The organism is Fusibacter sp. 3D3 (genome assembly GCF_001748365.1).
Lineage (GTDB): Bacteria > Bacillota > Clostridia > Peptostreptococcales > Acidaminobacteraceae > Fusibacter_A.
The window spans coordinates 100330-123283 of sequence record NZ_BDHH01000001.1; the positions used below are offsets into that span (position 1 = coordinate 100330).

18 protein-coding genes are annotated in these 22954 nt (G+C 39.8%); all 18 read right to left on the reverse strand.

The genetic code is table 11. The features are described from left to right. Positions 1–40: 40 nt before the first annotated feature. Positions 41–1300: a phosphoribosylamine--glycine ligase gene (purD, locus tag F3D3_RS00480; protein WP_069870687.1), complete on the reverse strand. Its 1260-nt coding sequence runs from the start codon at positions 1298–1300 to the stop codon at positions 41–43. A gap of 37 nt (positions 1301–1337) precedes the next feature. Beyond that, entirely contained in the window at positions 1338–2879 is a 1542-nt protein-coding gene (gene purH / locus F3D3_RS00485) for a bifunctional phosphoribosylaminoimidazolecarboxamide formyltransferase/IMP cyclohydrolase (protein ID WP_069870146.1), read from the reverse strand. Continuing rightward, the gene (gene purN, locus F3D3_RS00490; RefSeq protein ID WP_069870148.1) at positions 2872–3495 is read right to left on the reverse strand and encodes a phosphoribosylglycinamide formyltransferase; all 624 of its coding nucleotides are present in this window, start codon (positions 3493–3495) and stop codon (positions 2872–2874) included. The genes purH and purN overlap by 8 nt, the downstream gene beginning before the upstream one ends. Then, positions 3483–4523, reverse strand: coding sequence for a phosphoribosylformylglycinamidine cyclo-ligase (gene purM, locus F3D3_RS00495; protein ID WP_069870150.1), 1041 nt, complete (start codon positions 4521–4523; stop codon positions 3483–3485). Before purM ends, purN begins: the two co-directional genes overlap by 13 nt. A gap of 32 nt (positions 4524–4555) precedes the next feature. Further along, on the reverse strand, positions 4556–5971 hold the full coding sequence (purF, locus tag F3D3_RS00500) for an amidophosphoribosyltransferase (protein WP_069870152.1): 1416 nt from the start codon (positions 5969–5971) through the stop codon (positions 4556–4558). A gap of 22 nt (positions 5972–5993) precedes the next feature. After that, complete coding sequence (gene purC, locus F3D3_RS00505; protein WP_069870154.1) at positions 5994–6698, reverse strand: phosphoribosylaminoimidazolesuccinocarboxamide synthase; 705 nt, start codon at positions 6696–6698, stop codon at positions 5994–5996. 150 nt (positions 6699–6848) lie between these two features. Then, positions 6849–7334: a 5-(carboxyamino)imidazole ribonucleotide mutase gene (gene purE, locus F3D3_RS00510; RefSeq protein WP_069870156.1), complete on the reverse strand. Its 486-nt coding sequence runs from the start codon at positions 7332–7334 to the stop codon at positions 6849–6851. A 694-nt stretch (positions 7335–8028) separates the two neighbouring features. Beyond that, entirely contained in the window at positions 8029–10077 is a 2049-nt protein-coding gene (locus F3D3_RS00515) for a sensor histidine kinase KdpD (RefSeq protein ID WP_069870158.1), read from the reverse strand. After that, the gene (locus F3D3_RS00520) at positions 10049–10756 is read right to left on the reverse strand and encodes a response regulator transcription factor (protein ID WP_374700055.1); all 708 of its coding nucleotides are present in this window, start codon (positions 10754–10756) and stop codon (positions 10049–10051) included. The genes F3D3_RS00515 and F3D3_RS00520 overlap by 29 nt, the downstream gene beginning before the upstream one ends. Before the next feature lie 298 nt (positions 10757–11054). Next, a complete protein-coding gene (locus F3D3_RS00525; RefSeq protein WP_069870161.1) occupies positions 11055–12044 on the reverse strand; it encodes an aldose epimerase family protein in 990 nt (329 codons plus the stop codon). 41 nt (positions 12045–12085) lie between these two features. Then, entirely contained in the window at positions 12086–13651 is a 1566-nt protein-coding gene (locus F3D3_RS00530) for a UDP-glucose--hexose-1-phosphate uridylyltransferase (protein WP_069870163.1), read from the reverse strand. Further along, positions 13638–14846, reverse strand: a complete 1209-nt coding sequence (locus F3D3_RS00535; RefSeq protein ID WP_084388731.1) for a galactokinase — start codon at positions 14844–14846, stop codon at positions 13638–13640. The genes F3D3_RS00530 and F3D3_RS00535 overlap by 14 nt, the downstream gene beginning before the upstream one ends. Before the next feature lie 10 nt (positions 14847–14856). After that, positions 14857–15846 (reverse strand): UDP-glucose 4-epimerase GalE, encoded by a 990-nt coding sequence (gene galE, locus F3D3_RS00540; protein WP_069870691.1) that lies wholly within the window; start codon positions 15844–15846, stop codon positions 14857–14859. Between the two features lie 166 nt (positions 15847–16012). Then, positions 16013–16765, reverse strand: a complete 753-nt coding sequence (locus tag F3D3_RS00545) for a TIGR03915 family putative DNA repair protein (protein ID WP_069870165.1) — start codon at positions 16763–16765, stop codon at positions 16013–16015. Continuing rightward, positions 16749–18038: a putative DNA modification/repair radical SAM protein gene (locus F3D3_RS00550; protein ID WP_069870167.1), complete on the reverse strand. Its 1290-nt coding sequence runs from the start codon at positions 18036–18038 to the stop codon at positions 16749–16751. The genes F3D3_RS00545 and F3D3_RS00550 overlap by 17 nt, the downstream gene beginning before the upstream one ends. A gap of 40 nt (positions 18039–18078) precedes the next feature. Next, positions 18079–18207, reverse strand: coding sequence for a hypothetical protein (locus F3D3_RS24850; RefSeq protein ID WP_255364357.1), 129 nt, complete (start codon positions 18205–18207; stop codon positions 18079–18081). A gap of 11 nt (positions 18208–18218) precedes the next feature. Then, complete coding sequence (locus F3D3_RS24525) at positions 18219–19031, reverse strand: cell wall hydrolase (protein WP_069870169.1); 813 nt, start codon at positions 19029–19031, stop codon at positions 18219–18221. Positions 19032–19161: 130 nt separating this feature from the next. Continuing rightward, positions 19162–22917, reverse strand: coding sequence for a phosphoribosylformylglycinamidine synthase (locus F3D3_RS00560; protein ID WP_069870171.1), 3756 nt, complete (start codon positions 22915–22917; stop codon positions 19162–19164). Between the last annotated feature and the right edge of the window lie 37 nt (positions 22918–22954).

The following is a 22954-nucleotide window of genomic DNA, read 5'->3' on the forward strand; positions in this document are numbered from 1 at the left end:
TCATATAGGGGGCTGATTTTATTTGAAATTTTATCTGAAATTACAGCTCTATTTTATCGCCAATATCAGTCCTGTAAAATGACTTAGGAAAATCAATGCATTTTGCAGCTTCATAAGCACTCTTTTGGGCTTGCTCTAAGGTATTGCCCAGTGCTGTAACACCCAAAACACGCCCGCCATTAGAAAGCAGTTTATCCTCACTCGACTTTGTTCCACAATGATAAACCGTTGCATTTTCAACCTCATGCGTGCCTTTTATTTCAATGCCCTTCTCATAAGCATCTGGGTAGCCTTCAGAAGCTATGATCACGCATACCGCATGTTCTGGCTTCCATTTGAGTTCAATTTGATCTAATCGTCCCGCCACAACAGCCTCAAAGACTTCCATCAAATCATTTTCAAGTCTCGGTAGAGTGACCTCTGTTTCAGGATCCCCAAACCTCACATTGTACTCAATGACGTTGATCTCATCGCCTTTGATCATAATGCCTATAAATAAAATACCCTTGAAATCAATCCCATCTTCATGAATCCCCTTGATGAACGGGTCCAGTAATCTCGTTTTGATTTTAAGCATCATTTCATCATCAATAATCTGACTTGGTGAATAAGTGCCCATACCGCCTGTGTTAGGGCCTAAATCATGGTTAAAAGCCTTTTTATAGTCTTGTGCGGGTGCCATAGGTAAAATCGTCTCTCCATCAACAAAGCAAAGAATAGAGGCTTCTATACCTGTTAAAAAGGCTTCGAGGACCACTTTATTGCCTGAATCTCCAAAAATTTTATCTGACATAATTTCTCGAAGTGCCTTTTGAGCTTCCGCTTTGTTTTGTGCGATGATCACACCTTTACCTGCGGCGAGTCCATCCGCTTTAATGACAACTGGAAATCCAAATTGGTCCAGTTCCTCAATCGCCTTTTCCACATCGAGGTATTCTTTATAAGGTGCTGTTGGAATCCCGTGTCTGATCAAAAAATCCTTCGTAAAAGCTTTACTGCCTTCGAATTGCGCCGCTTTTTTATTAGGGCCAAAAATCTTTAACCCTTCAGCTTCAAAAGCATCCACAATACCTGCAACAAGCGGTGCTTCCGGTCCAACAATGGTCAAATCAATCTGCTCTTTTTGAGCAAAAGCCAAGAGTGACCTCGTATCTTCCATATGAATATTGACACATTCGGCGATTTCCGAAATTCCTGCATTCCCTGGCGCTACAAATATTTTTTCAACCTTTGGGCTCTCTAAAATTTTATGACAAATGGCATGTTCTCTGCCACCACTGCCGATAATGAATACCTTCATGTGATCACCTACTTTCAATTTACTAAAGCCTCTTTTTTTAGTGTTTAAAATGACGCATGCCTGTGAAGACCATTGCGATCCCATATTGATTCGCCATATCAATCACTTCTTGGTCTCTTATGGACCCCCCAGGTTGAATAATCGCTGAAATACCTGCTTTCGCAGCCGCAACAATGGAATCTCCAAATGGGAAATAGGCATCTGATGCAAGAACCGCCGCTTTGGTTGGAAAATTGGATTGTCTTATGGCATTTTCCGCTGCCCATACGCGACTGACTTGTCCCTGTCCTATTCCAAGGGTTTGACCATCTCTCGTAATCACAATCCCGTTTGATTTAGCATGTTTACAGACTTTCATTGCAAATTTTAGTTCTTCAATTTCTTTTTTGGTTGGAATGCGATCGGTTACAATTTCAAGGTCTCCATCGAACATCGAACGGTCTGAATCCTGTATGATCATGCCACCATGAATTTTTTTCATATCGAAACTGAATTCAGAAATGGGCTTGCTGATATTTTCAAGTTTTAAAAGTCGAATGTTTTTCTTCGTCGTGAGCACTTTGATGGCTTCTTCATCAAAATCGGGTGCAATGACAATCTCAACAAAGATTTCATTAATTTTAACCGCTGTTTTATGATCAATCGGTCTATTCGCTGCAACGATACCGCCATAAATAGACTGAGGATCACAGTCATATGCTTTTTGATAAGCGTGTAAGATGTCAAACCCAACACCTACACCGCAAGGGTTTGAATGCTTCACTGCCACTACCGCAGGTTGTTCAAATTCTTTTAAGAGTGCTAGTGCGCCATTTGTATCATTTATGTTGTTAAACGAGAGTTCTTTGCCATGCAATTGAACCGCCTGTGCTAAAGTACCTCCTGTTGAAATAGCCTCTTTATAAAATGCACCTTGCTGATGCGGATTTTCGCCATATCGAAGATCTTGTACTTTTTCAAAAGTAACGGTTAATGTCTCAGGAAATTTCTCGCGATTGCCTTTTTTTCTCAAGTATTCTGCAATCATCGCATCATAATGTGCCGTATGCGCAAAAACTTTAAGGGCTAAATCATACTTAGTCTCATAGTCTGCGTCCCCATTGGCTTTTATCGCTTCTATAGCTTTGTCATAATCACTTGGATCAACGAGAACCACCACATCTTGATGATTTTTAGCCGCTGATCTGAGCATGGTCGGTCCACCGATATCGATGTGCTCTATAGCGTCTTTAAGCGCAACATGAGGCTTTGAAATTGTCTCTTTGAACGGGTAGAGATTAATCGCCACTAAATCTATCGTTTGAATGTCCAGTGATGCCAGTTGCTTCATATGATCTGGATTATCTCTCATGGCCAAGATGCCACCATGAACCACAGGATGTAAAGTCTTCACTCTGCCATCTAAACACTCTGGAAAATTTGTAATCTCACTGATATTTTTAACGGGGATGCCAGCATCTTTAATGGCTTTTTCAGTGCCACCTGTTGAAATAAGCTCTATGCCCAGTGCATCAAGCGCTCTCGCAAACTCTATAATACCGGTTTTATCCGAAACGCTTAAAAGTGCTCTCTTAATCATTTTTTGCCTCCTCAAGACCAATTTTCACTTGTCCCATTTGTATTGCTTTAATTGTACTCACAAGAAGATGATGTTCCACTTTCAGAATGCGCGCTGCTAACGTTTTAGCTGTGTCCTCTTTGAAAACAGCGACACGTTCTTGCTTAATAATCTCACCTGTATCGACACCTTCATCTACAAAGTGTGTCGTTGCACCCGATTCCTTTTCTTGATTGAGCATTACGGCCTCATGCACATGCTCGCCATAAAACCCCTCACCGCAATATTTGGGAATCAGTGAAGGGTGAATGTTGATAATCCTCTTTTCAAATTGCTTGATTATTTCAGGTGATAAGATGCTCAAATAGCCTGCTAAAACAATGAGATCAATCGATTCACTTACAAGGACTTCTAGCAGTGCACGATGCCTCAATGAGATCTCTTTATAATTCCCCACGCCAATATAAGCTGTTTTAATATTGTGCTTTTGGGCACGTTCAAGACCAAATGCATTTTTGCGATTGGAAACAACCACTTTGATTTCTGCATCAAGTTCACGACTTTCAATGGCATCTATAATCGCTTGGAGATTTGAACCCCCACCGGATATCAAAACCGCTATTTTTAGCCTTGACATAACAGAACGCCTTCATGACTGTCTGTGACGGTTCCGATTGAATAGCCTGTTTCTCCAAGCGATTCTAAAAGCGCTAGAGTAGACGCTTCATCTTCTTTTGAAACCACCAAGATATAGCCAATGCCCATATTGAAAGTGGCAAACATTTCTTCCAAATCGATATTGCCTTGTGTCATCATATAATCGAAGACAGGTAAAATTGGCCAAGTGCCCAGATGGATGTCAACACCCAATCCTTTTGGGATTATTCTAGGAATATTTTCAAAGAAACCGCCGCCTGTCATGTGAACCATGCCTTTGACAGTTGCTTTTTCAAGGACTTTCAAGATACTTTTAACATATATTTTTGTAGGTTTGATCAACACATTGCCAAGTGTGTCGCCTAATGCTTCTATGGGGTCTTCTAATTTTAAATTCAGTTTATCAAAGAAGAGCTTTCTCACAAGACTGTAGCCATTGGAATGAATACCCGATGAAGCTAAGCCAATGAGAACATCATCCGATTTAATATGGGCACCTGTGATGATTTTAGCTTCGTCCACAACACCCACTGCAAAGCCTGCCATATCATATTCGCCAGCTTGATAGAATCCAGGCATTTCAGCCGTTTCACCACCCAGTAAAGGCATCGCCGATAATTTGCAACCATCGGTAATCCCTTTTACAATCGCAGCCGCTTTTTCAGCATCCAAATGGCCCGTTGCCAAATAATCGAGGAAAAATAAGGGCGTCGCGCCTTGACATAAGATATCATTCACGCACATCGCCACTAAATCTTGACCTACCGTGTCGTGCTTGTCCATCATAAACGCAATTTTAAGTTTAGTTCCCACACCATCCGTCCCCGCCACGAGCACGGGGCTTTCAAATTGACCACTTAATCGGAGCAATCCCCCGAAGCTTCCGAGATCCCCTATGACATCTGCGTTAAAGGTCTCTTTAACATGTTTCTTCATCAATTCTACAGCTCTTGCGCCTTCTTTTACATCAACGCCCGCCTCTTGATAAGTTAATTTATTATGACTCATCACAAACTCCTTCATTTATCCGTTATTTCTCACTAGCATTTTTCAAACATGTTTTTGTCGCCTTCTTTTGGGACATCCATCGGATAGTCGCCATTAAAACAAGCTGTACAAAGTTCGTCTTTTCTCATGCCAATGGATTCTACAAGGCCTTCAACGCTTAGATATGCCAAACTATCTGCCTCAGTCATTTCTCTAATGCCTTCGACTGTATGTGTTGCGCCGATAAGCTGGGCACGGTTTGGTGTATCGATTCCAAAATAGCATGAATGTGAAACTGGTGGTGAACTCACTCTAATATGAACTTCTGTAGCCCCTGCTTCCTTGAGCATATTGACAAGTCTTCTGCTCGTTGTACCTCTCACGATGGAATCATCAATGAGGATCAATCTTTTGCCTTCTATATTTTCGCGCATGGTATTGAGTTTTAATCTCACGGCGAGTTCTCTAGATTTTTGATCGGGTTGAATGAAGGTTCTCCCCATATATTTGTTCTTAATTAATCCAATATCAAAGGGAATTCCTGATTCCTCTGCATAGCCAATGGCAGCGGCAATCCCTGAATCTGGTACGGCGATAACCATATCAGCTTCAACTGGGCTTTCCTGAGCTAAAATCTTGCCCGCTTTTTTACGCGTGATGAACACATTTTTCCCATCGATAATGCTGTCGGGTCTTGCAAAGTAAACGTATTCAAAACAGCAAACCGCTTTGCGTTTGGTCACATCATACATAATAGACTCTATTCCATTTTCATCGATTACTACGATTTCACCCGGTTCAATGTCCCTTACAAATTCAGCACCAACGACGTCATGTGCGCAGGTTTCTGATGCAAGCACATAACCGCCATCCATTTTAGCAAGTGAAAGCGGACGCAAACCATACGGATCTCTTACGCCAACGAGCATATTATCTATAATAATCACAAGGGCAAAGGAACCCTTTATTTCTTTTACAGCTTCTATAACAGCTTCTTTCATGCCTAAATGATAATTCTTAGCAATTAAATTTGCAATGACTTCAGAGTCAATCGACGTTTGAAAAATAGACCCTTCGTCTTCAAGACGATCTCTTATTTCGCCTGCATTCACCAAGTTGCCATTATGTGCAAGCGCAATACTGCCCCCTTTGTATCTCACCACAAGAGGCTGTGCATTTGAGACATAACTTTCACCCGTCGTTGAATACCTGACATGACCAATCCCAATATCCGCTGGCAATCGATCTAATATCTCACTGGAAAAAACTTCTTGGACAAGGCCCATTTCTTTATAATACTGCATCTTTCTATCTTTAAGCACTGCAATTCCAGCACTTTCTTGACCTCTATGTTGAAGTGCAATCAGCCCAAAACACAACATCTGTGAAATGTTTTCCATGCCGGGCGCATACACGCCAATAACACCACACTCTTCTTTCAATTTATCCAGCTCTAAAAAATCAGTCATTTCATCCTCCTCATGACAGGTATTACTTTTCAAGTCTACCTAATACTTGCTGATAGGTATCTTCAACATTGCCTAAATCTCTTCTAAAACGATCTTTATCCATCTTCTCGTTCGTATGAACATCCCATAGACGGCAAGTATCAGGACTGATCTCATCTGCCAATATAACTTCACCTTTGAAAACACCAAATTCGAGTTTAAAATCGATGAGTTTAAGGTCTCTTTCAAAGAAAAATGCTTTTAAGATCTCATTAATCTTAAATGAATACGCTTTTATCACTTCAACTTGCGCTTCTGTTGCAAGTTCAATCGCAGCGATGTGGTATTCATTGATCATCGGATCACCAAGTGCATCATCTTTATAGCAAAATTCTAAAACAGTTTGTTTCATTGGAACGCCTTCTTCAAGGCCTAATCGCTTAGAAAGTGAACCTGCTGCAACATTTCTCACAATAACTTCAAGTGGCAATATTTTGACTGCTTTTACATACTGCTCACGCTCATTCATCAAGGTTTCAAAATGTGTTGGGATTCCTTTTTCTTCAAGCATTTTAAAGAGCAATGCACTCATTTTATTATTGACGATTCCTTTGTCGTGAATTGTGCCTTTTTTTACCCCATTAAAAGCCGTCGCATCGTCTTTGTATTCTACTATATAGTAATCTGGATTTTCTGTTTTATAAACTTTCTTTGCTTTACCTTCGTATAACATTTCTAACTTTTCCATCTTCATCCTCCTAATTGATCCATCGATCTTATTTATATATCCATATTATCTGATTATATGCCTTATATTCATGTGTTATATATCTTTATGTTGATCTCCAAATGTTGATCTCCAAATGTTGATCTCCAAATGTAGTTCACTGTTAAGTTTCTAGTAAAGTGACTGAATGCCTGCATCTTTTTCGATGACTTGATCTGCCATAGTGAGTCTATAAGCTTTCATTTTCGCCCTTAATTCTGGGTATTTAATGGATAGCATTTGAATTGCTAAAAGCGCTGCGTTCTCTGCGCCGTTGATGGCAACTGTTGCCACCGGTATGCCACTCGGCATCTGCACGATAGACAGTAGAGAATCAAGACCGTCCATTGTAGAAGATTTAATTGGTAATCCAATGACAGGTAACGGCGTTACACCTGCTATAACGCCTGGTAGATGTGCCGCTTTTCCAGCTGCACCAATGATAACTTCAAAACCATTTGCCTCAGCTTCCATCGCAAATGACACGGCCAAATGCGGTGTTCTATGAGCGGATAAAACTCTCGCCACAACTTCAACATCAAACGCCTTTAAAACTTGAATGCTCTTTTCAACCACTTGAAAATCTGAGTCGCTACCCATTAAAATTGCTACTTTCATATTCGCCTCCAACGCTTAAACTTTTTATGATTAAAAAAACCTTCTAACTTTCGTTAAAAGGTTTTAGACATACTAAATGAAACCATCTTGGAATTGGCATTGAACACTAATTGGATTCACTTTACCGAATTGATTTAAAGTTTTCACGTTCTTTGCCTCCTAAAAACCGATACTCAGTCCGCTTCGCTACCTTCGTAACCCTCGCCTCAATGATACAGAGACTATGCCGCAACAGTGTACTCAGTCCGCTTCGCTACCTTCGTAACCCTCGCCTCAATGATACAGAGACCTATGCCGCAACAGTGTACTCAGTCCGCTTCGCTACCTTCGTAACCCTCGCCTCAATGATACAGAGACCTATGCCGCAACAGTGTACTCAGTCCGCTTCGCTACCTTCGTAACCCTCGCCTCAATGATACAGAGACCTATGCCGCAACAGTGTACTCAGTCCGCTTCGCTACCTTCGTAACCCTCGCACAAGCCGCTGGCTTGCAACTCAACGGAAGAAACTCCGTTGAGTTAGGAAGAGGATCCCCCACTTTGAAAAAGTGGGGGCCATCTTCCCTCGGGTTAGATTCATCATATAAAAATATCCCCTTGGCGTCAAGGGGATAACGAATTATTTTCTTGTAAATTTTCTTAATATTCACGTTTGATATTAGGAACGCTAATATTTACTATTAGTTCTTCTACTTTATACGTCTTTTTGCGAGTTTTCACAAACATTTAACACTAAAGTCACTTTAAACAAATCACCGTCAACGACGATGTCAAGGCGGCCTTTTTGAAGTTTCATAAGATCACCTGCTATGGCGAGTCCAAGTCCGAAGCCTTCCTGTGTTCTGGAAACATCTCCTCTCACAAATCTTTCCATCAGTTCATTGTTCCCAGTCAAAAGCATGTCTTTTGAAATGTTTTTAAATTCTGCAACCGCATGTTTGTCTGTATTTTTAACCAGAATGAAAACTCTAGAATCGGGCAATGCGTACTTAGCGATGTTCGACACCAAATTTTGAACCACACGCCAAAGCTTTAAAGAATCTGCTTCCACATAGAGGGGTACAGTAAGTTCAGTGGTAATTAAATTTAATCGATGATTTTTAAGTTCTTCTTCAAACTCGCCAAGAACCTGTTGAATCAATTGATTGATATCTAATACTTCCATATTGATCTCAACATTGCCAGAACTTACTTTGCTCACCTCGAGGACGTCATCGATTAACCGTTTCAAAACACCCGCTTTTTCATCAATCACTTGAATGTATTTTACTGTTTCTGCATCTTCAATCTCCTTATTTTTAAGAAGAGATGTGTAATTTACAATTGCAGTGAGTGGCGTTTTTAAATCGTGCGATACATTCGTGATGAGCTCTGTTTTCAAGCGTTCACCTTTTATCGCTTCTTGAATTGCCTTTTTTAAATTTTGTTGAAGGCCATTGATTTGATTTGCAAAATTATAAAATAAGGGCGAAATGGATTCTGACTCCATCGGCTCTGAAACATCACCGTCGGAAACATACCGCATTATAATTTGAAGACTTTGAAGATTTCTATAGACTAAATAGAAACACAAAGCATTGAACAGAATCCATAAAAATAGACTTAGAATCTCATAATCTAGGGCAAAAATCATCCCCAATACATAATTGCCAAACCCATAAACAAAAGCATAAACAATTACACGTCGCCTAAACGTTTTACTGCGCGATAAACGCTTTAAAATTCTCGTAACACCCTGAAAACCTTTTTGAAAAATCATATAGACCATTGTATTTTTTAACAAACTGCCTTCTGATAAGGCCCTTATTAGAGAAAGCGTAAACTGTAATCCTATAAATACCCAGAGGAAAACCATCGCTATATTTGCGATTTCTATCCATTGTTCTCTTTGATGCGCCACCATGATAAAAGGATCAAAAGTAAAAAATTCTAAAACTTCAATCATAATAGGAAATGAGCCTAAAATCATAACGCTCTTTATATCATTTGGAATATGATCTGAAATACTTTTCTTTGAGTTTTGGCTTTTAATCGCGCTTATGACCAAATAAATGAACAGGAAAATGCCTAAAATAATCACACCCATTATCCCTGCGTAAAGACTGCTTCTACTCTCAAGAAAAGGGACAATTGCTTTGTATTGATCCGTCAATTCTTTAAAGACATCATTGGATTCAACAGGCACTTGTAGAACAAATACCCCTTCCCAATTTCCAATAGCTTTCGCATTGTCTAAAATAGTACTTCTGGAATAGCTTTCAAGATAGATAATCTTCCCATTCCTGATCTCTGTAGCCTCTATCTTATTGCGATCTATTGTCAACCGAAAAGCGTAATCAGATAAGCTTTCCTTATTTTTAAGAGCACTTAAATTGCTATATTGTTCCCCTGTACTATTGTTTTCAATATAATATCTGAAGCTGGACGCGTCCAATAAATTGCTCTGAATCTGATACCATCTTGAAATTAAATCATTGTAATCATATGATTGATTTTCTGCGGCCATTTTTTCTATGGCTTCAGTAGACTTTAAAACCAGTTCTTTTTCAATCACATTATGGACACGTCTTTGAAATTCATAACTAAAATCCTCCGATTCATATAACCCCGAATAATAAAGGTCTTCATAATGCCCAATAAACAAGAAACTAAGGCTTACCACAAGTACCAATATGGTCAATATAATTTTAACCACTGTTTGCGTAAGCGAACTTCTAACCAATGTCTTCAATTTTGTAGCCAATGCCCCACACCACCTTTAAGTATTTTGGATTTTTAGGATCAATTTCTATTTTTTCTCTGATACGCCTAATGTGAACCGCTATCGTATTGTCTGCAGCAATTGCATGATCTTTCCAAACCTTTTCGTAGATTTCATTTATGGTATATACTCTCCCCTTATTTTTGAGTAAGAGTTCTAGAATACCGAATTCTGTGGCCGTCAGTGAGATGATGTCGCCATCCACTGTGACTTCCCTCTTGATTGGATTTAGAATTAATTCTCCTGTTTTGTAAATATTCCCGTAAGTTTCTATCGTTTGACTTTGTCCGCCGAGTTTCGTATAACGCCTCACTTGAGAGCGCACCCTAGCGATGAGCTCTAAAGGGTTATAGGGTTTGGTTAAATAATCATCCGCCCCCAAGTTAAGACCCATAATCTTATCTAAATCCTCTGATTTTGCAGTGACCATGATAATCGGGAAATTGTAGTCCATCCGCATTTTTCTCATAACCTCAAATCCATCCATTTCAGGCATCATAATATCAAGAAGAAGCAAGTGAATTTCACTTGACTCTATGTATTTTAGAGCTTCCCTCCCATTATATGCCTTTAAAACATGATAACCTTCATTTTCTAAAAAAATCTCTACTGAGTTGACAATGGCCATGTCGTCATCACAGATCAATATGGTATGCTTCACTTTATTTCCCCCTTCATTTATTAAGATTGCGCACTCTAGAGATATCATACCAAAATATTATGACAAACTGCTTCACAATATTCTTACAAATTTCTTAAGATCACGATCTGCCAAACTATTAAAAAAAGAGTGTCAAAATCCAGTTTCGCTCGAATAATCTACCCTTATGTTCTATCGTATACATTCCGTAAACGCATCATAGGGGAGATTGTTGCTCAACTTTTGGTTTTGACACTCTAATCTAAAATTCTACTTTAAATCTTTGGGTTTACGCCAGCACACTTTACACCTGCTCGCCTTACGCCTCCACACCAAATGCAATGCTTGTCTCATTTAAGTAAGCTTCATCAGCATCCAAAACATAAATTTGATTTGGATAGCCTTGCGTTTCAAAACAAATGGCTTTATGTGTCCTGTATGGGCCGTTATTGGAATAGATCACCACAGCTTCTTGATTCGTCGTAATGCTCATAACACGACCAGACTTTGGATCTTTATAAACCACATCGGGCATCTCTTCATCCACTTTAAACTCTATACAAAACGGGTGATCTAAACCCTTTTCAAGTGCTTTTTCAAGGGTTGCACTGTGCGTAAAGTCAAAGTCAGAATCTAAACAACTCACTAAATCTTCGATAGGCAGACCATGTGCGTCTATTGCTTTATAGTATTCCGCATTGACAAAGAGTTCATGTTGTCCAATCTCATCTAACACGGCTCCAGACAAGTTGTAATAATTATGATTGGTAAGGTTCAGGGTACAACTTCTATCCGTCTCCGCTTCATAGATGATCTTTAAGGTGTCCTCATTGCTCAATCGATAAATCGCTCTTATGTTAATATTGCCTGGAAAACCATCTTCGAGATGACAATGGTGTGTTTTGAGAATAACTTCTTCAAACTCGCAAGTGGCCCTAAAAGATTCAAGTTTCCAAATCTTTGCGTGAAGACCATTGGGCCCGCCATGAAGACAGTTGATATCATTATTGACTGGCACTTTATATGAAATGTCATCCATTATAAATGCCCCATCTCTTATACGTCCAGCTGTCAGTCCAATACTGGCATTTAAATAATATGGATTTTCGATATAGTCTTCAATATGATCATAAGTCAACAAAATATTCTCGAGTTTTCCAGTTCGATCTGGTGTCACAATACTCAGTAGAGTCCCCCCGAGCGTCAATAATTCCACAGAAATATCATTTTGATTTTTAAGTTTTATGCGATGGATTTCTTTTCCAAAATGTTCACTTAATTGCGCCTCTTTTATCACTTCAACACTCATACTGTCACCTCCGTTTATTCATATGATACAACCCTTTAGCGCTATAGGCCACAGCCTCTTTTCAAGAAAGTTAACATGCCCTCAGATTTTGATTTATACACACCTGCATCCCTTAAAACCAAAGCAAATTTATGGCCAATCTGATCTTTTAAGTACAACTCCATTGCAATGCGCTTTTCAGATATGTTTTTAGTCTGATCGGCAAGGATCGCATCTATTTCAGGCCTTAACTGCATAAGCCAAACCACATGCTTTTCAATTTCAGAATGCGCCGTACACGCCTCAATATCCAATTGACCCGCCTTTATAGCCATGTTTATAATCTCGTCCATTTCCTGAACCAATCGACTTGGCAATACGGCAAGTCCCATGACCTCAATCAGACCAATGTTCTCTCTCTTTATGTGGTGATGTGCTCTATGCGGGTGAAAAAGGCCCTCTGGATGCGCCTCTGTCTTTCTATTATTTCTAAGTGCGAGATACATTTCATATATCTCGCCATTTTTTCTAAGAATCGGCGTAATGGTGTTATGGCGTTCGTCTGTATATGCGAAAAGCGCTACACTTTCGTCACTGTAATCGATCCATGATTTTAAAATAAGATCCGAGATTTCAATAATTTGTGCTCTAGACTTCGAGCAAACTTTTAATACAGAAAGTGGCCAATTGAGGACTTCAATCACTACATTTTCATAAGTTTTGGGTTTATGGACATGCAGTGTTTGGGCACGCATCATAGGCATTTCATAGCATCCCGCTTGATAGTGATCATGTGTGAGAATAGATCCCCCAACGGTGTGTAAGTCCGCATTTGAACCAATAAAGTAATGCGGCATGACGTCCACAAAATCACAGAGTCTTATAAACGTATGTCGATCAATTTTCATGCTTCGATGTTCGTGACAGAGCACAATTGCATGTTCGTTATAATACACATATGGTGAATATTGGAGGTACCAAGGTTCGTGATCAAGTGCCATCTCAACAACACGGTGATTTTGCCTAGCGGGATGGTTGATATTGCCTTGATAGCCTGCATTTTCAACGCACAATAAGCACTTCGGATATTTAGAGGCCTTTACATTTTTTTGCAGTGCAATTTCTTTGGGATCTTTTTCGGGTTTCGATAAATTGATCGTGATATCTAAGGCACCATACGGAGAGGTTGCCTTCCAGTTTACATTTTTGGATACTCGATCCATTCTGATGTAAGTTGACGCATTCGATAGCGCATAAAAATACTTTGATGCAGCTTGAGGAGACTGCCTATGCTTTTCATAAAATAGCCTGTTGACTTCTGACATTCTCGGCATGAGCTTTGACATGATTTCAGCTTGAAAACTCTCGACTTCATACAAAAACTCCAATGAACGACCGAGTGCTTTCGCATCTTCTGTAATCAAATCCAAAAGTTTATAAATTTCAAATAAATCTTCAAAGTGCCATGGTTCTTTATCTTGTGATGCCGCAAGAACGGCATCCAAATCAGCCTCTATGCCGAGTAACTTCCACAGCTCATTCCGAGCCACAAAAATATCTGTCTTTTGAATCAATTCGTGAGCAACGCCATAATCCAACAGCGTCTCAATATGCTTAAAAACTTTCATGTATTGCTCCTGTTCCATCCGAAATTTCAGCTATATAAAAGTCAGCTTTTAACCCAGTCTTATCATTATAAGATCTACCCACTTTCTCAATATAATAATCACATTTGTCTTTTTCAACAAGTGCGATGGCACAGCCTCCAAATCCAGCACCTGTCATTCTTGCGCCTAAAACACCCCTAATGTTCCGACTAAGGTCTACGATGATGTCAAGCTCTTTACAGCTCACCTGAAAATAATTTTTAAGGGATTCGTGAGAACTGTACATCCACTCGCCAAACTCTATGAGATTCCCACTGCTCAGCGCTTTTTTACTTTCATGCGTTCTAAAATTCTCCACGACCGAATGATACGCGCGCTTGTAAACTGCATCATCACTCAAAAGCTCTGCAACTTCTAAAAATTCGATGGGGGTAAGATCACAAAGATATTTGATGGGTCTTTTATGGAATCCTTTTTGAATTAACTTAAACGCAATTTCGCATTCTTTTCTTCTTGTATTATATTCTGAATCCACAAGACCGCGTTTTTTATTGGTGTTGATAATCATCAAACAATAGTCCTTTAATGCCGCTGGCACGAGTTCATAGGTCAAGGTGTCACAATTCAAGAAAACCGCGTGATCTTTTGCCCCTTGAGCAATCGAAAACTGATCCATAATCCCACAGTTGACGCCGTTGAATTCATTTTCAGATTTCTGACACAAAAGTGCAATTTCAGTTTTAGTGAGCCCAAAAGATAAGTAATCATTGATCAGAGTCGCCGTCAAAACTTCAATTGAAGCAGAGGATGAAAGTCCTGCCCCGTTTGGTAAATCACCATAAAATAGTATATTGAACCCGTTTTCGATCGCATGACCCCGTTTTATAAATTCATTGAATATCCCCATAGGATAATTTGCCCAATCCATTGCGGGTTCATTTTCAATTTGATCAAGTTCAAAAGATAGAATCCCCATCTCTTCAAAGTTCATCGACATGACTTTAACGCTTGAATCCTGTCTTCTAGAAACCACAGCGTATGTCCCCAAATTAATCGCACAAGGTAAAACCATCCCCCCATTATAATCGATATGCTCACCAATCAGATTCACGCGTCCTGGTGAAAAATAAGTCTTAACGGCTACTTGTGTTTTAGACTGCGAAAGATCTTCTTTATAAATATTATAAAACTTATATTTTAATGTGCTCAATTCCATTCAATCACCTCTATTTTGGATAGCCATTTGGCTTGCTGACATGAAAACGCCAAGCGTCTTCAATTATTTCTCTGACATTTGTGTGCTTTGGTGCCCATTTCAAAATAGTCTTCGCTTTATCGGGCGATGCAATAAGGACTGATGGATCCCCAGTTCTTCTAGGTGCTATTATGGTTTTAATGGGTTTTCCCGTAACTTCCATCGCGACTTCAATGACTTCTTTTACTGAGAAGCCCTCTCCGCTGCCAAGATTAAAAATATTGCTCTCATGCCCTGCTCTGAGATAATTTAGTGCCAATAAATGTGCATGAACTAAGTCAATCACATGAATATAGTCCCTAATACAAGTCCCATCCTTTGTGGGATAATCATCTCCATAAATGGAAATTGCCTCTCTCTTGCCTAAAGGTACTTGCAAAACAAGCGGAATGAGATGTGTTTCAACGGTATGTGCTTCGCCAATATCACCTGATTTATCGGCTCCAGCAACATTGAAATACCGTAGCGAAACAAATTTTATACCGTGAGCAATATCTGCCCATTTGAACATTTTTTCCATCATAAGCTTGGATTCCCCATATGGATTAGTAGGAAGCGTTTCATTGGCTTCCGTGATCGGTACGATTTGAGGTTCTCCGTAAACTGCAGCCGTAGATGAAAAAATGATTTTTTTTACATTATAATCTCTCATAACCTTTAATAAAACATTTGCACCATAAACATTGTTTTCAAAGTACTTAAGCGGATTTTCACAGGATTCTCCCACCAGTGAATTGGCACTAAAATGCATGACAGCCTCTATTTCATGTGCTTTAAATACTGCGGCAAGTGCCTCTTCGTTTCTAATATCCACCTGATGAAAAAGCGCATTTTCATTAACAGATCCCAAATGTCCGGTCTCCAAATTGTCCACCACCACAACGGACTCGCCATTTTCAATTAACATTTTTACCGCATGGCTTCCAATATAGCCTGCGCCACCTAAAACTAGTATCATCACAGTCTCCTTTTTTAAATCAAAGCGTATTTCTAAAAATATCATATCACAACCAAAAATTATTTCAATATCGTCAAGTAAATATTTATCTGGAATTTAATAAATATTTACTTAAATAAAACAAAAGCCATTTGACTCTAAATTCAAGTCAGATGGCTTTTAATAGCTTTTAATCGTTTTTAAACGTCTTTTCAGTTAAAAATTTCCAATACTTTTTCGGCATAAAATTCATTTGGCATTTTGGGTTCTTTCTCTCCGTTATGGCAATATGATCAAAGTATCGCTTCCAAAGTTCCTGATACTTTGCTTCCTCTTCTGAAAATTTGAGCTGCTCATAAGCCTCTATTGACTGTAAGAACCATTTGATACCATCATAGAAAGCCCCTATTCCCCTCTTGGTGTCATGAATGACCCACAGTTGGTCCTTAAGGCGTTCGGCGAAATGTGGCGCGAGTATCCCCGTCAAATCGTAGGTAGGCTCATACTGCGCGTAGTAGATGTCTTGATCGAGCTGTGCAAATCTCAAAAGTCCAAGCATCAAGTGTGATTCTCTTGCAACGGCTCTATAGCATTTATAGAGATTAAAAATAGCTTCATCACTTAAACACTCTATGGCGTTACACCCAAGTTTATAAGCTCTTTTTAAAAATTTAAACAGTAGGGTGCCATAATCAGGCGATTCATAAAGATAACTGTAAAGCACCACTTTGAAGCCCTCTTCTCCAAAAGTATCCATGATTGATCTTGCTACTTTATATGCTTGATCGCGGTCACAGATCACCATTTGATAGGAACACCAGAGTTTCATTTGGTATGTCTTAGCGTACAAGAGCTGATCCTTTTCAACACTGGCTTTATTGTGAAACATCAGGTAGATTCCAGTCAAAACGCCCTCGAAGCTGCCATCATGTAAGTAATCCATAAGTGTCACCCCCAGTTGTGATTATGGGTGTCTTTATGCCAAATGCCTCTGGATATAAGTCACTGAGGCTCATCTGGCTCTGCTTAGGTTTATCCAGTAATATTTGTTTGAGCCTAAAAGGTTCTAAATCCCCAGCACCGAAATATTGCCCTTTGCATGTAATAAAGTACTTTGCACGTTTTAAAACGACACCCATTTTTTTAAGCGACTCATAGGAAACAAATCCAAAACGCCTCGCCGCCATAATGCGTCTTGCAGAAGTATTCCCAATGCCTGGTATTCTTAATAATTCTAGAAAGCTCACTTGATTTACTTCCATCGGAAACAAGTGCATATTTCGGAGCGCCCACTGACATTTGGGATCCACCAGCATATCTAAATTTGGATGTGCTTCATTCACGATTTCATCCGCTTTAAAGCCATAATATCTCAAGAGCCAATCCGCTTGATAAATACGATGTTCTCTTTGAAGTGGTGGCACTTTATGAGGCACTATATCGGGATGGTTGTTCACAGGAACATAAGCTGAATAATAGACCCTTTTGAGTGCCATCTTATCGTATAGCGCTTCTGAGAGCTTGACGATGTGATAGTCTGTCTCATTTGTAGAACCTACGATAAGCTGCGTCGATTGACCTGCTGGTACAAACAATTCTTTATGACGCTTTTCAAATTTATGCTGATCAATCTGATTTTTTATGAGTTTCATCGGCCCCAGTATGGATTGACGATCCTTTTGAGGGGCTAATAATTTAAGTCCACTGGTTGTAGGTAATTCGATGTTAATGCTCATACGATCTACATAGAGTCCCGCTTCTTTGATCAGTTTATCATCAGCGCCAGGAATGCCTTTTAAATGGATATAGCCTTGAAAATTTTCCTCTGTTCGCAACCGCTTCACGACCATTAAAAGCCTTTCCATGGTATAGTTGGGATTCCGTGTTACGGCTGAACTCAAAAATAAACCTTCTATGTAATTCCGTCTGTAGAAGTTAATGGTTAAAGCCACAATTTCTTCTGGTTCAAATTCAGCACGTGGAAAGTCATTTGACAACCGATTGACGCAATAGGCACAATCGTAGGCACATTTATTGGACATCAAAATTTTTAGAAGTGAAATACATCTTCCATCATCACCCCAACTATGGCAAATGCCCGCTTTAGTGGCATTGCCAAGGCCACCCGTATTGGCCCTTTCACTGCCACTAGATGAACATGATACATCATACTTGGCAGCATCGGCTAATATTTCAAGTTTTTCATAAATTTCCATGACATCCTCCAAATAGAACGTGTGTTCTTGTTCGATTATATCATATCTGTTTCATATTGCAAGTATAGAGTGTCAAAAACCAAGTACTGAATTCATACATAAAAAAAACAAGTGCTTTAACCATTGAAAGCACTTGTTTTTTTATTTCATTTGTATTTTTGGATTCCATTGTAAAATGCTTTACTTGTAAAAATATTCTCCGTCAATGATGGTATACAGATCATCTGCTTTGCTTGAAAACGGTCTGTTGTTGAAGTAGAGACAATCTCCGACATTGTTCTCACCTGTCAAAGCTTTCTTTGCTGCAACAATACTGGATTTTGAAGGCTCAAGCGTTAAAAAACTACTCTTGTGCGCAGGGGGGAATTGTTTGTAATTACCTTCCTGATAAATAACGTCGTACACTGTAGCGGGAAAACTAGCGCTCTTTACACGATTTAAAACCACATTTGCTATGGCAAGTTTCATCGCTGGTGAAGTCGAACGCCCTTCAACATCAATGATTCTAGACAACCAAAGCAAATCCTCATCGGTATAAGTCAAAACCACTTTATCTGCCTCATCTAGCTTAAACTGATCACTTTGAATCGTAAGCGTTAAATTGCGATCATTCCAAATAAAAGTACCTGACAGCTGCTCAATCAGAAAATTTAAAGGGGCATAAACGCGATTGTTTACATTAATTGTTGGTGCTTCCATCGTCAAAGTTTCATTGTTGATAATCACTTGAGAGGACTCTAATTCAAAACTCATATATTTTTCTTGATAGTTTACCACCGCTAATTTTGCATTATCGAACCAATGGGTTTCGCCTCCATACCGCAAGGAAAAATCTGCTACACATGCATACAACTGATCATTTTGGACAATAATCAAATCATCATTGCCAATCGGTTGATCATTAATGATCAAAGTCACTTCACTTGCAAATGTCACCGAAGAAAGTAACATTATACACAACAGCAACATGGTCATCTGCCATTTCAACCTCATAAGACCTCCTGAATTGTTTTTTTGAATATGACCTATTTTATCACATTCGGGGTTTAATTCAACCCTTTGGTCTTTATCTCAGTTTTCATGATCAATCAAACGCTTCTCATATCAATGCACACAGCTTTTATTACAATTTGAAGTAGTTGACGCCTGCTTCGAATATTTTCAGATCTGACTGCCCATAGATATTCTTGTAAAGATGTTTTCCCACACGTTCAACATGTCCCATTTTACCTAGAATACGACCATCTGCCGAAGTAATGCCTTCTATCGCCATGACAGATCCATTGATGTTAAAATTGCCGTCATAAGTGGCTTGATGCTTCGAATCCACATATTGAGTCGCGATTTGACCGTTTTGTTTAAGGGTCTCCAGTGTTTTTTCATCCGCATAGAATCTGCCCTCTCCATGAGAAAACGCCGTTTCAAAGACATCGCCCGCTTCTACATTTGCAAACCAAGGTGATTTGACAGAGGATACTCTCACATGAGCCATTCTCGCCACGTGACGCCCGATTTTATTAAAAGTCAATGTCGGCGCGTTCTCATCTAAAGTCCTGATTTCACCGTATGGTAAGAGGCCAAGCTTCACAAGTGCTTGAAAGCCATTGCAAATACCGATTACTAGGCCATCACGCTCATTTAAGAGTTTCATAAGTGCTTCTGCAACTTTTGGATTTCTGAAAACCGATGCGATAAATTTACCAGAGCCTTCTGGCTCATCCCCAGCACTAAATCCACCCGGAATTGCAAGCATTTGACTCTTATTGATTTTTTCAACCAGTTCATCAATGGATGCCATTGTCGCCTCTGGTGTCAAATTTCTGAATAAAAATGGGTCTGCCACTGCGCCAGCTTTTTCAAAAGCACGTTGTGTATCCCATTCGCAATTTGTGCCTGGGAATGCAGGGACGAGCACTCTTGGTTTTGAAAATTGTGCTTTAGGCACATATATAGAGCGCTCTAAACAAGTAATGGTCTCGCAGTTGCCTTGATCCTCATGAATTTTAGGGAATATTGCCTCCAGTGGTCTTTCCCACTCTGCCATGAGTCTATCCAGCTCCAGTGCCACTTCATTGACGGTAATGGTTGGCGTTTCAGTGGTTTTTCCAATGATTTTTGCAAATGATAATCCGCTTAAAACCGTCCCTTCTTTGATCTCAAAAACAATACTGCCATAGGCCTCTTCAAACAAATCCAAATCCGTTTCAAGCGTAAACCCAATTTCGTTTCCAAAGGCCATTTTGGTGAGCGCAAGTGCAATGCCACCCTTGCCAACTGCATATGCAGATATAATTTGTCCTTCTAAAATGGCTTTATGAATTTCGCTGTAAGCCTTTTTCAAGTTGCTAAAATCCACGATTTCAGTTGCATCTCTCTCTGCGTAAAAATACCCGATCGCATTGCCACCAGATTTTAATTCTGGTGATATAATTTCACAGCCTTCTGCTGTATTCACTGCAAATGAGATCAGAGTAGGCGGGACATTGATGTCTTTAAAAGTGCCTGACATAGAATCTTTACCACCGATAGCTGCTGTGCCCATTTGGCTCTGTGCATAACTTGCACCCAGTAGTGCAGAAAACGGCTTGCCCCATTTGACAGGGTCATTCCCTAATTTTTCAAAGTACTCTTGTAAGGAAAGTCTTACCTTCTCATAAGCCCCACCACTTGCAACCAGTTTTGCAATGGAATCCACCACAGAATAAATGCCACCATGGAAAGGAGACCACTTCCCAATGCGCGGATCATAACCATGAGCCATCATAGAAACCGTATCGGTTTCACCCGAAAGCACTGGAAATTTTGCCACCATGGTTTGAATTGGCGTATTGTAAGTTCTACCGCCAAAAGGCATTAACACTGTGCCCGCACCAATCGTGTTGTCAAAACGCTCTACCAAGCCCTTTTGTGAACAGTTGTTGAGGTCTTTTACGGTTTCAATCCACTTGTTTTTAAGCTCTACTGTCTTATGAGATAAATCCGCTCTATTGGCATTAAAAAAGGTCTCATCCGAAGGCGCAGACACGATCACTGAAGTCTTGCCTTTTACACCATTTGTATCTAGAAAAGCTCTCGATAGGTTTAAAACTTCCTGCCCGCTCCATGTCATAACGAGTCTGCCATCATCGGTAACCTTGGCAACCTCTGAAACTTCTAGATTTTCATGATCACAATAAATGATAAAAGTTTCAACATTTTCAGGTGAGACGACCACAGCCATACGCTCTTGAGATTCAGAAATTGCAAGTTCAGTACCATCAAGACCGTCATATTTTTTCTTAACTGCATCCAAGTTAATCCTTAAACTGTCTGCCAATTCTCCAATGGCAACAGATACGCCGCCTGCTCCAAAATCATTGCATCTTTTAATGAGCCTAGAAAGCTTCGGATTTCTAAAAAGTCTTTGAATTTTGCGTTCTACAGGTGGATTGCCCTTTTGCACTTCTGCCCCACAGGTGAGTAAGCTCTCCTCGTCGTGCTCCTTAGAAGATCCCGTAGCGCCGCCTATACCATCTCTTCCCGTTCTACCCCCAACTAATAATATGATGTCGCCCTCAACTGGCTTTTCTCTAACCACATTTGCTTTTGGGACAGCACCAACCACTGCGCCAACTTCCATGCGCTTTGCTAAAAAACCATCATCATAGACTTCGGATACCATCCCCGTTGCAAGTCCAATTTGATTGCCATAAGCGCTGAAACCTGCTGCTGCTTTTTGAGTGATGATCTTCTGCGGCAGTTTGCCTTCAAGCGTGGCTTCAAAAGGTACCGTAGGATCAGCTGCACCCGTTACACGCATTGAGTGATAGACATAGCTTCGCCCTGAAAGAGGGTCTCTAATCGCTCCTCCAAGGCAAGTTGCGGCACCCCCAAAAGGTTCAATTTCAGTCGGGTGATTATGCGTTTCATTTTTAAACATCAAGAGCCATGGTTCTTTTTTGTCGTCTATTTTAACATCTACTTCTATGCTACAGGCGTTGATTTCATCGGATACATCCAAATCTTCAAGGCCCCCTACTTTTCTAAGCGTTTTCATATTGATCGTGGCAAGGTCCATCAGTGTGATGTCTCTTTTACGATCTTCATAAACCACTTTGCGCGCTTCAAGATAAGCTTTGTAAGCCTTATTCAAAACAGGTGCAAATGCACCTTCTTCAAATTCAACCGACTCAATTTCAGTTAAAAAAGTGGTATGTCTACAGTGATCTGACCAGTAAGTGTCAATCACTCTAAGTTCCGTAATCGTTGGATTTCGATGTTCAGTCTCTCTAAAATAATTTTGAATAAAGGCCACATCTGCCACAGTCATTGCAAATCCCATTGTGCTTTTAAACACTACAATTTCCTCAAATGACATCTCTATAAAATTTTCAACTGTTTTAACCGGTTGTGGTTCTTGTGTTTTCATTTTAACGGTTTCTGGGCGTGTAAGTGGCACTTCTCTAGATTCCACAGGATTGATAAGGTACGTTTTAATCCTTTCGAATTCAGCGTCTGATATTATACCTTCTAAAACGATAATGCGTGAAGTCACAATTTCGGGTCTATTCTCAAGTGTCACGATCTCTATGCATTGCGCAGCGGAATCTGCTCTTTGATCATATTGTCCTGGAAGAAGTTCAATCCTAAAAGCCCTACTGTTTTCAGGCAATTTGAAAGTTGTTTCAGTGACATTATCCACATTTGGCTCCGACAAGATTAAGGCTTTGATTTCTGCAAGTTTATTTGCGTTGACGCCTTCCATATCATAGACATTGATGATGCTTACCTTTTCGAGTGTATTGACATGAAGTGTCTGTTTAAGATCATGCCCGATTGCCTGTGCTTCTACATCAAAATTCACCTTTTTTTGAACCAAAATCCGCTTTACTAAACTCATATTGTCCCCCTTGGTATGCATCATAATCACATTTTCT

Excerpts from the sequence above, each read along its gene's own strand:
- F3D3_RS00550 (WP_069870167.1), bottom strand. The coding sequence starts at position 18,038 with ATGGAAATTTATGAAAAACTTGAAATATTAGCCGATGCTGCCAAGTAT.
- F3D3_RS00545 (WP_069870165.1), bottom strand. The coding sequence starts at position 16,765 with ATGGATTACTTACATGATGGCAGCTTCGAGGGCGTTTTGACTGGAATC.
- F3D3_RS00560 (WP_069870171.1), bottom strand. The coding sequence starts at position 22,917 with ATGAGTTTAGTAAAGCGGATTTTGGTTCAAAAAAAGGTGAATTTTGAT.
- purH (WP_069870146.1), bottom strand. The coding sequence starts at position 2,879 with ATGATTAAGAGAGCACTTTTAAGCGTTTCGGATAAAACCGGTATTATA.
- F3D3_RS24525 (WP_069870169.1), bottom strand. The coding sequence starts at position 19,031 with ATGAGGTTGAAATGGCAGATGACCATGTTGCTGTTGTGTATAATGTTA.
- purF (WP_069870152.1), bottom strand. The coding sequence starts at position 5,971 with ATGACTGATTTTTTAGAGCTGGATAAATTGAAAGAAGAGTGTGGTGTT.
- purD (WP_069870687.1), bottom strand. The coding sequence starts at position 1,300 with ATGAAGGTATTCATTATCGGCAGTGGTGGCAGAGAACATGCCATTTGT.
- F3D3_RS00525 (WP_069870161.1), bottom strand. The coding sequence starts at position 12,044 with ATGAGTGTTGAAGTGATAAAAGAGGCGCAATTAAGTGAACATTTTGGA.
- F3D3_RS24850 (WP_255364357.1), bottom strand. The coding sequence starts at position 18,207 with ATGGAATCCAAAAATACAAATGAAATAAAAAAACAAGTGCTTTCAATG.
- purN (WP_069870148.1), bottom strand. The coding sequence starts at position 3,495 with ATGTCAAGGCTAAAAATAGCGGTTTTGATATCCGGTGGGGGTTCAAAT.
- purE (WP_069870156.1), bottom strand. The coding sequence starts at position 7,334 with ATGAAAGTAGCAATTTTAATGGGTAGCGACTCAGATTTTCAAGTGGTT.
- F3D3_RS00535 (WP_084388731.1), bottom strand. The coding sequence starts at position 14,846 with ATGGAATTGAGCACATTAAAATATAAGTTTTATAATATTTATAAAGAA.
- purC (WP_069870154.1), bottom strand. The coding sequence starts at position 6,698 with ATGGAAAAGTTAGAAATGTTATACGAAGGTAAAGCAAAGAAAGTTTAT.
- F3D3_RS00530 (WP_069870163.1), bottom strand. The coding sequence starts at position 13,651 with ATGAAAGTTTTTAAGCATATTGAGACGCTGTTGGATTATGGCGTTGCT.
- purM (WP_069870150.1), bottom strand. The coding sequence starts at position 4,523 with ATGAGTCATAATAAATTAACTTATCAAGAGGCGGGCGTTGATGTAAAA.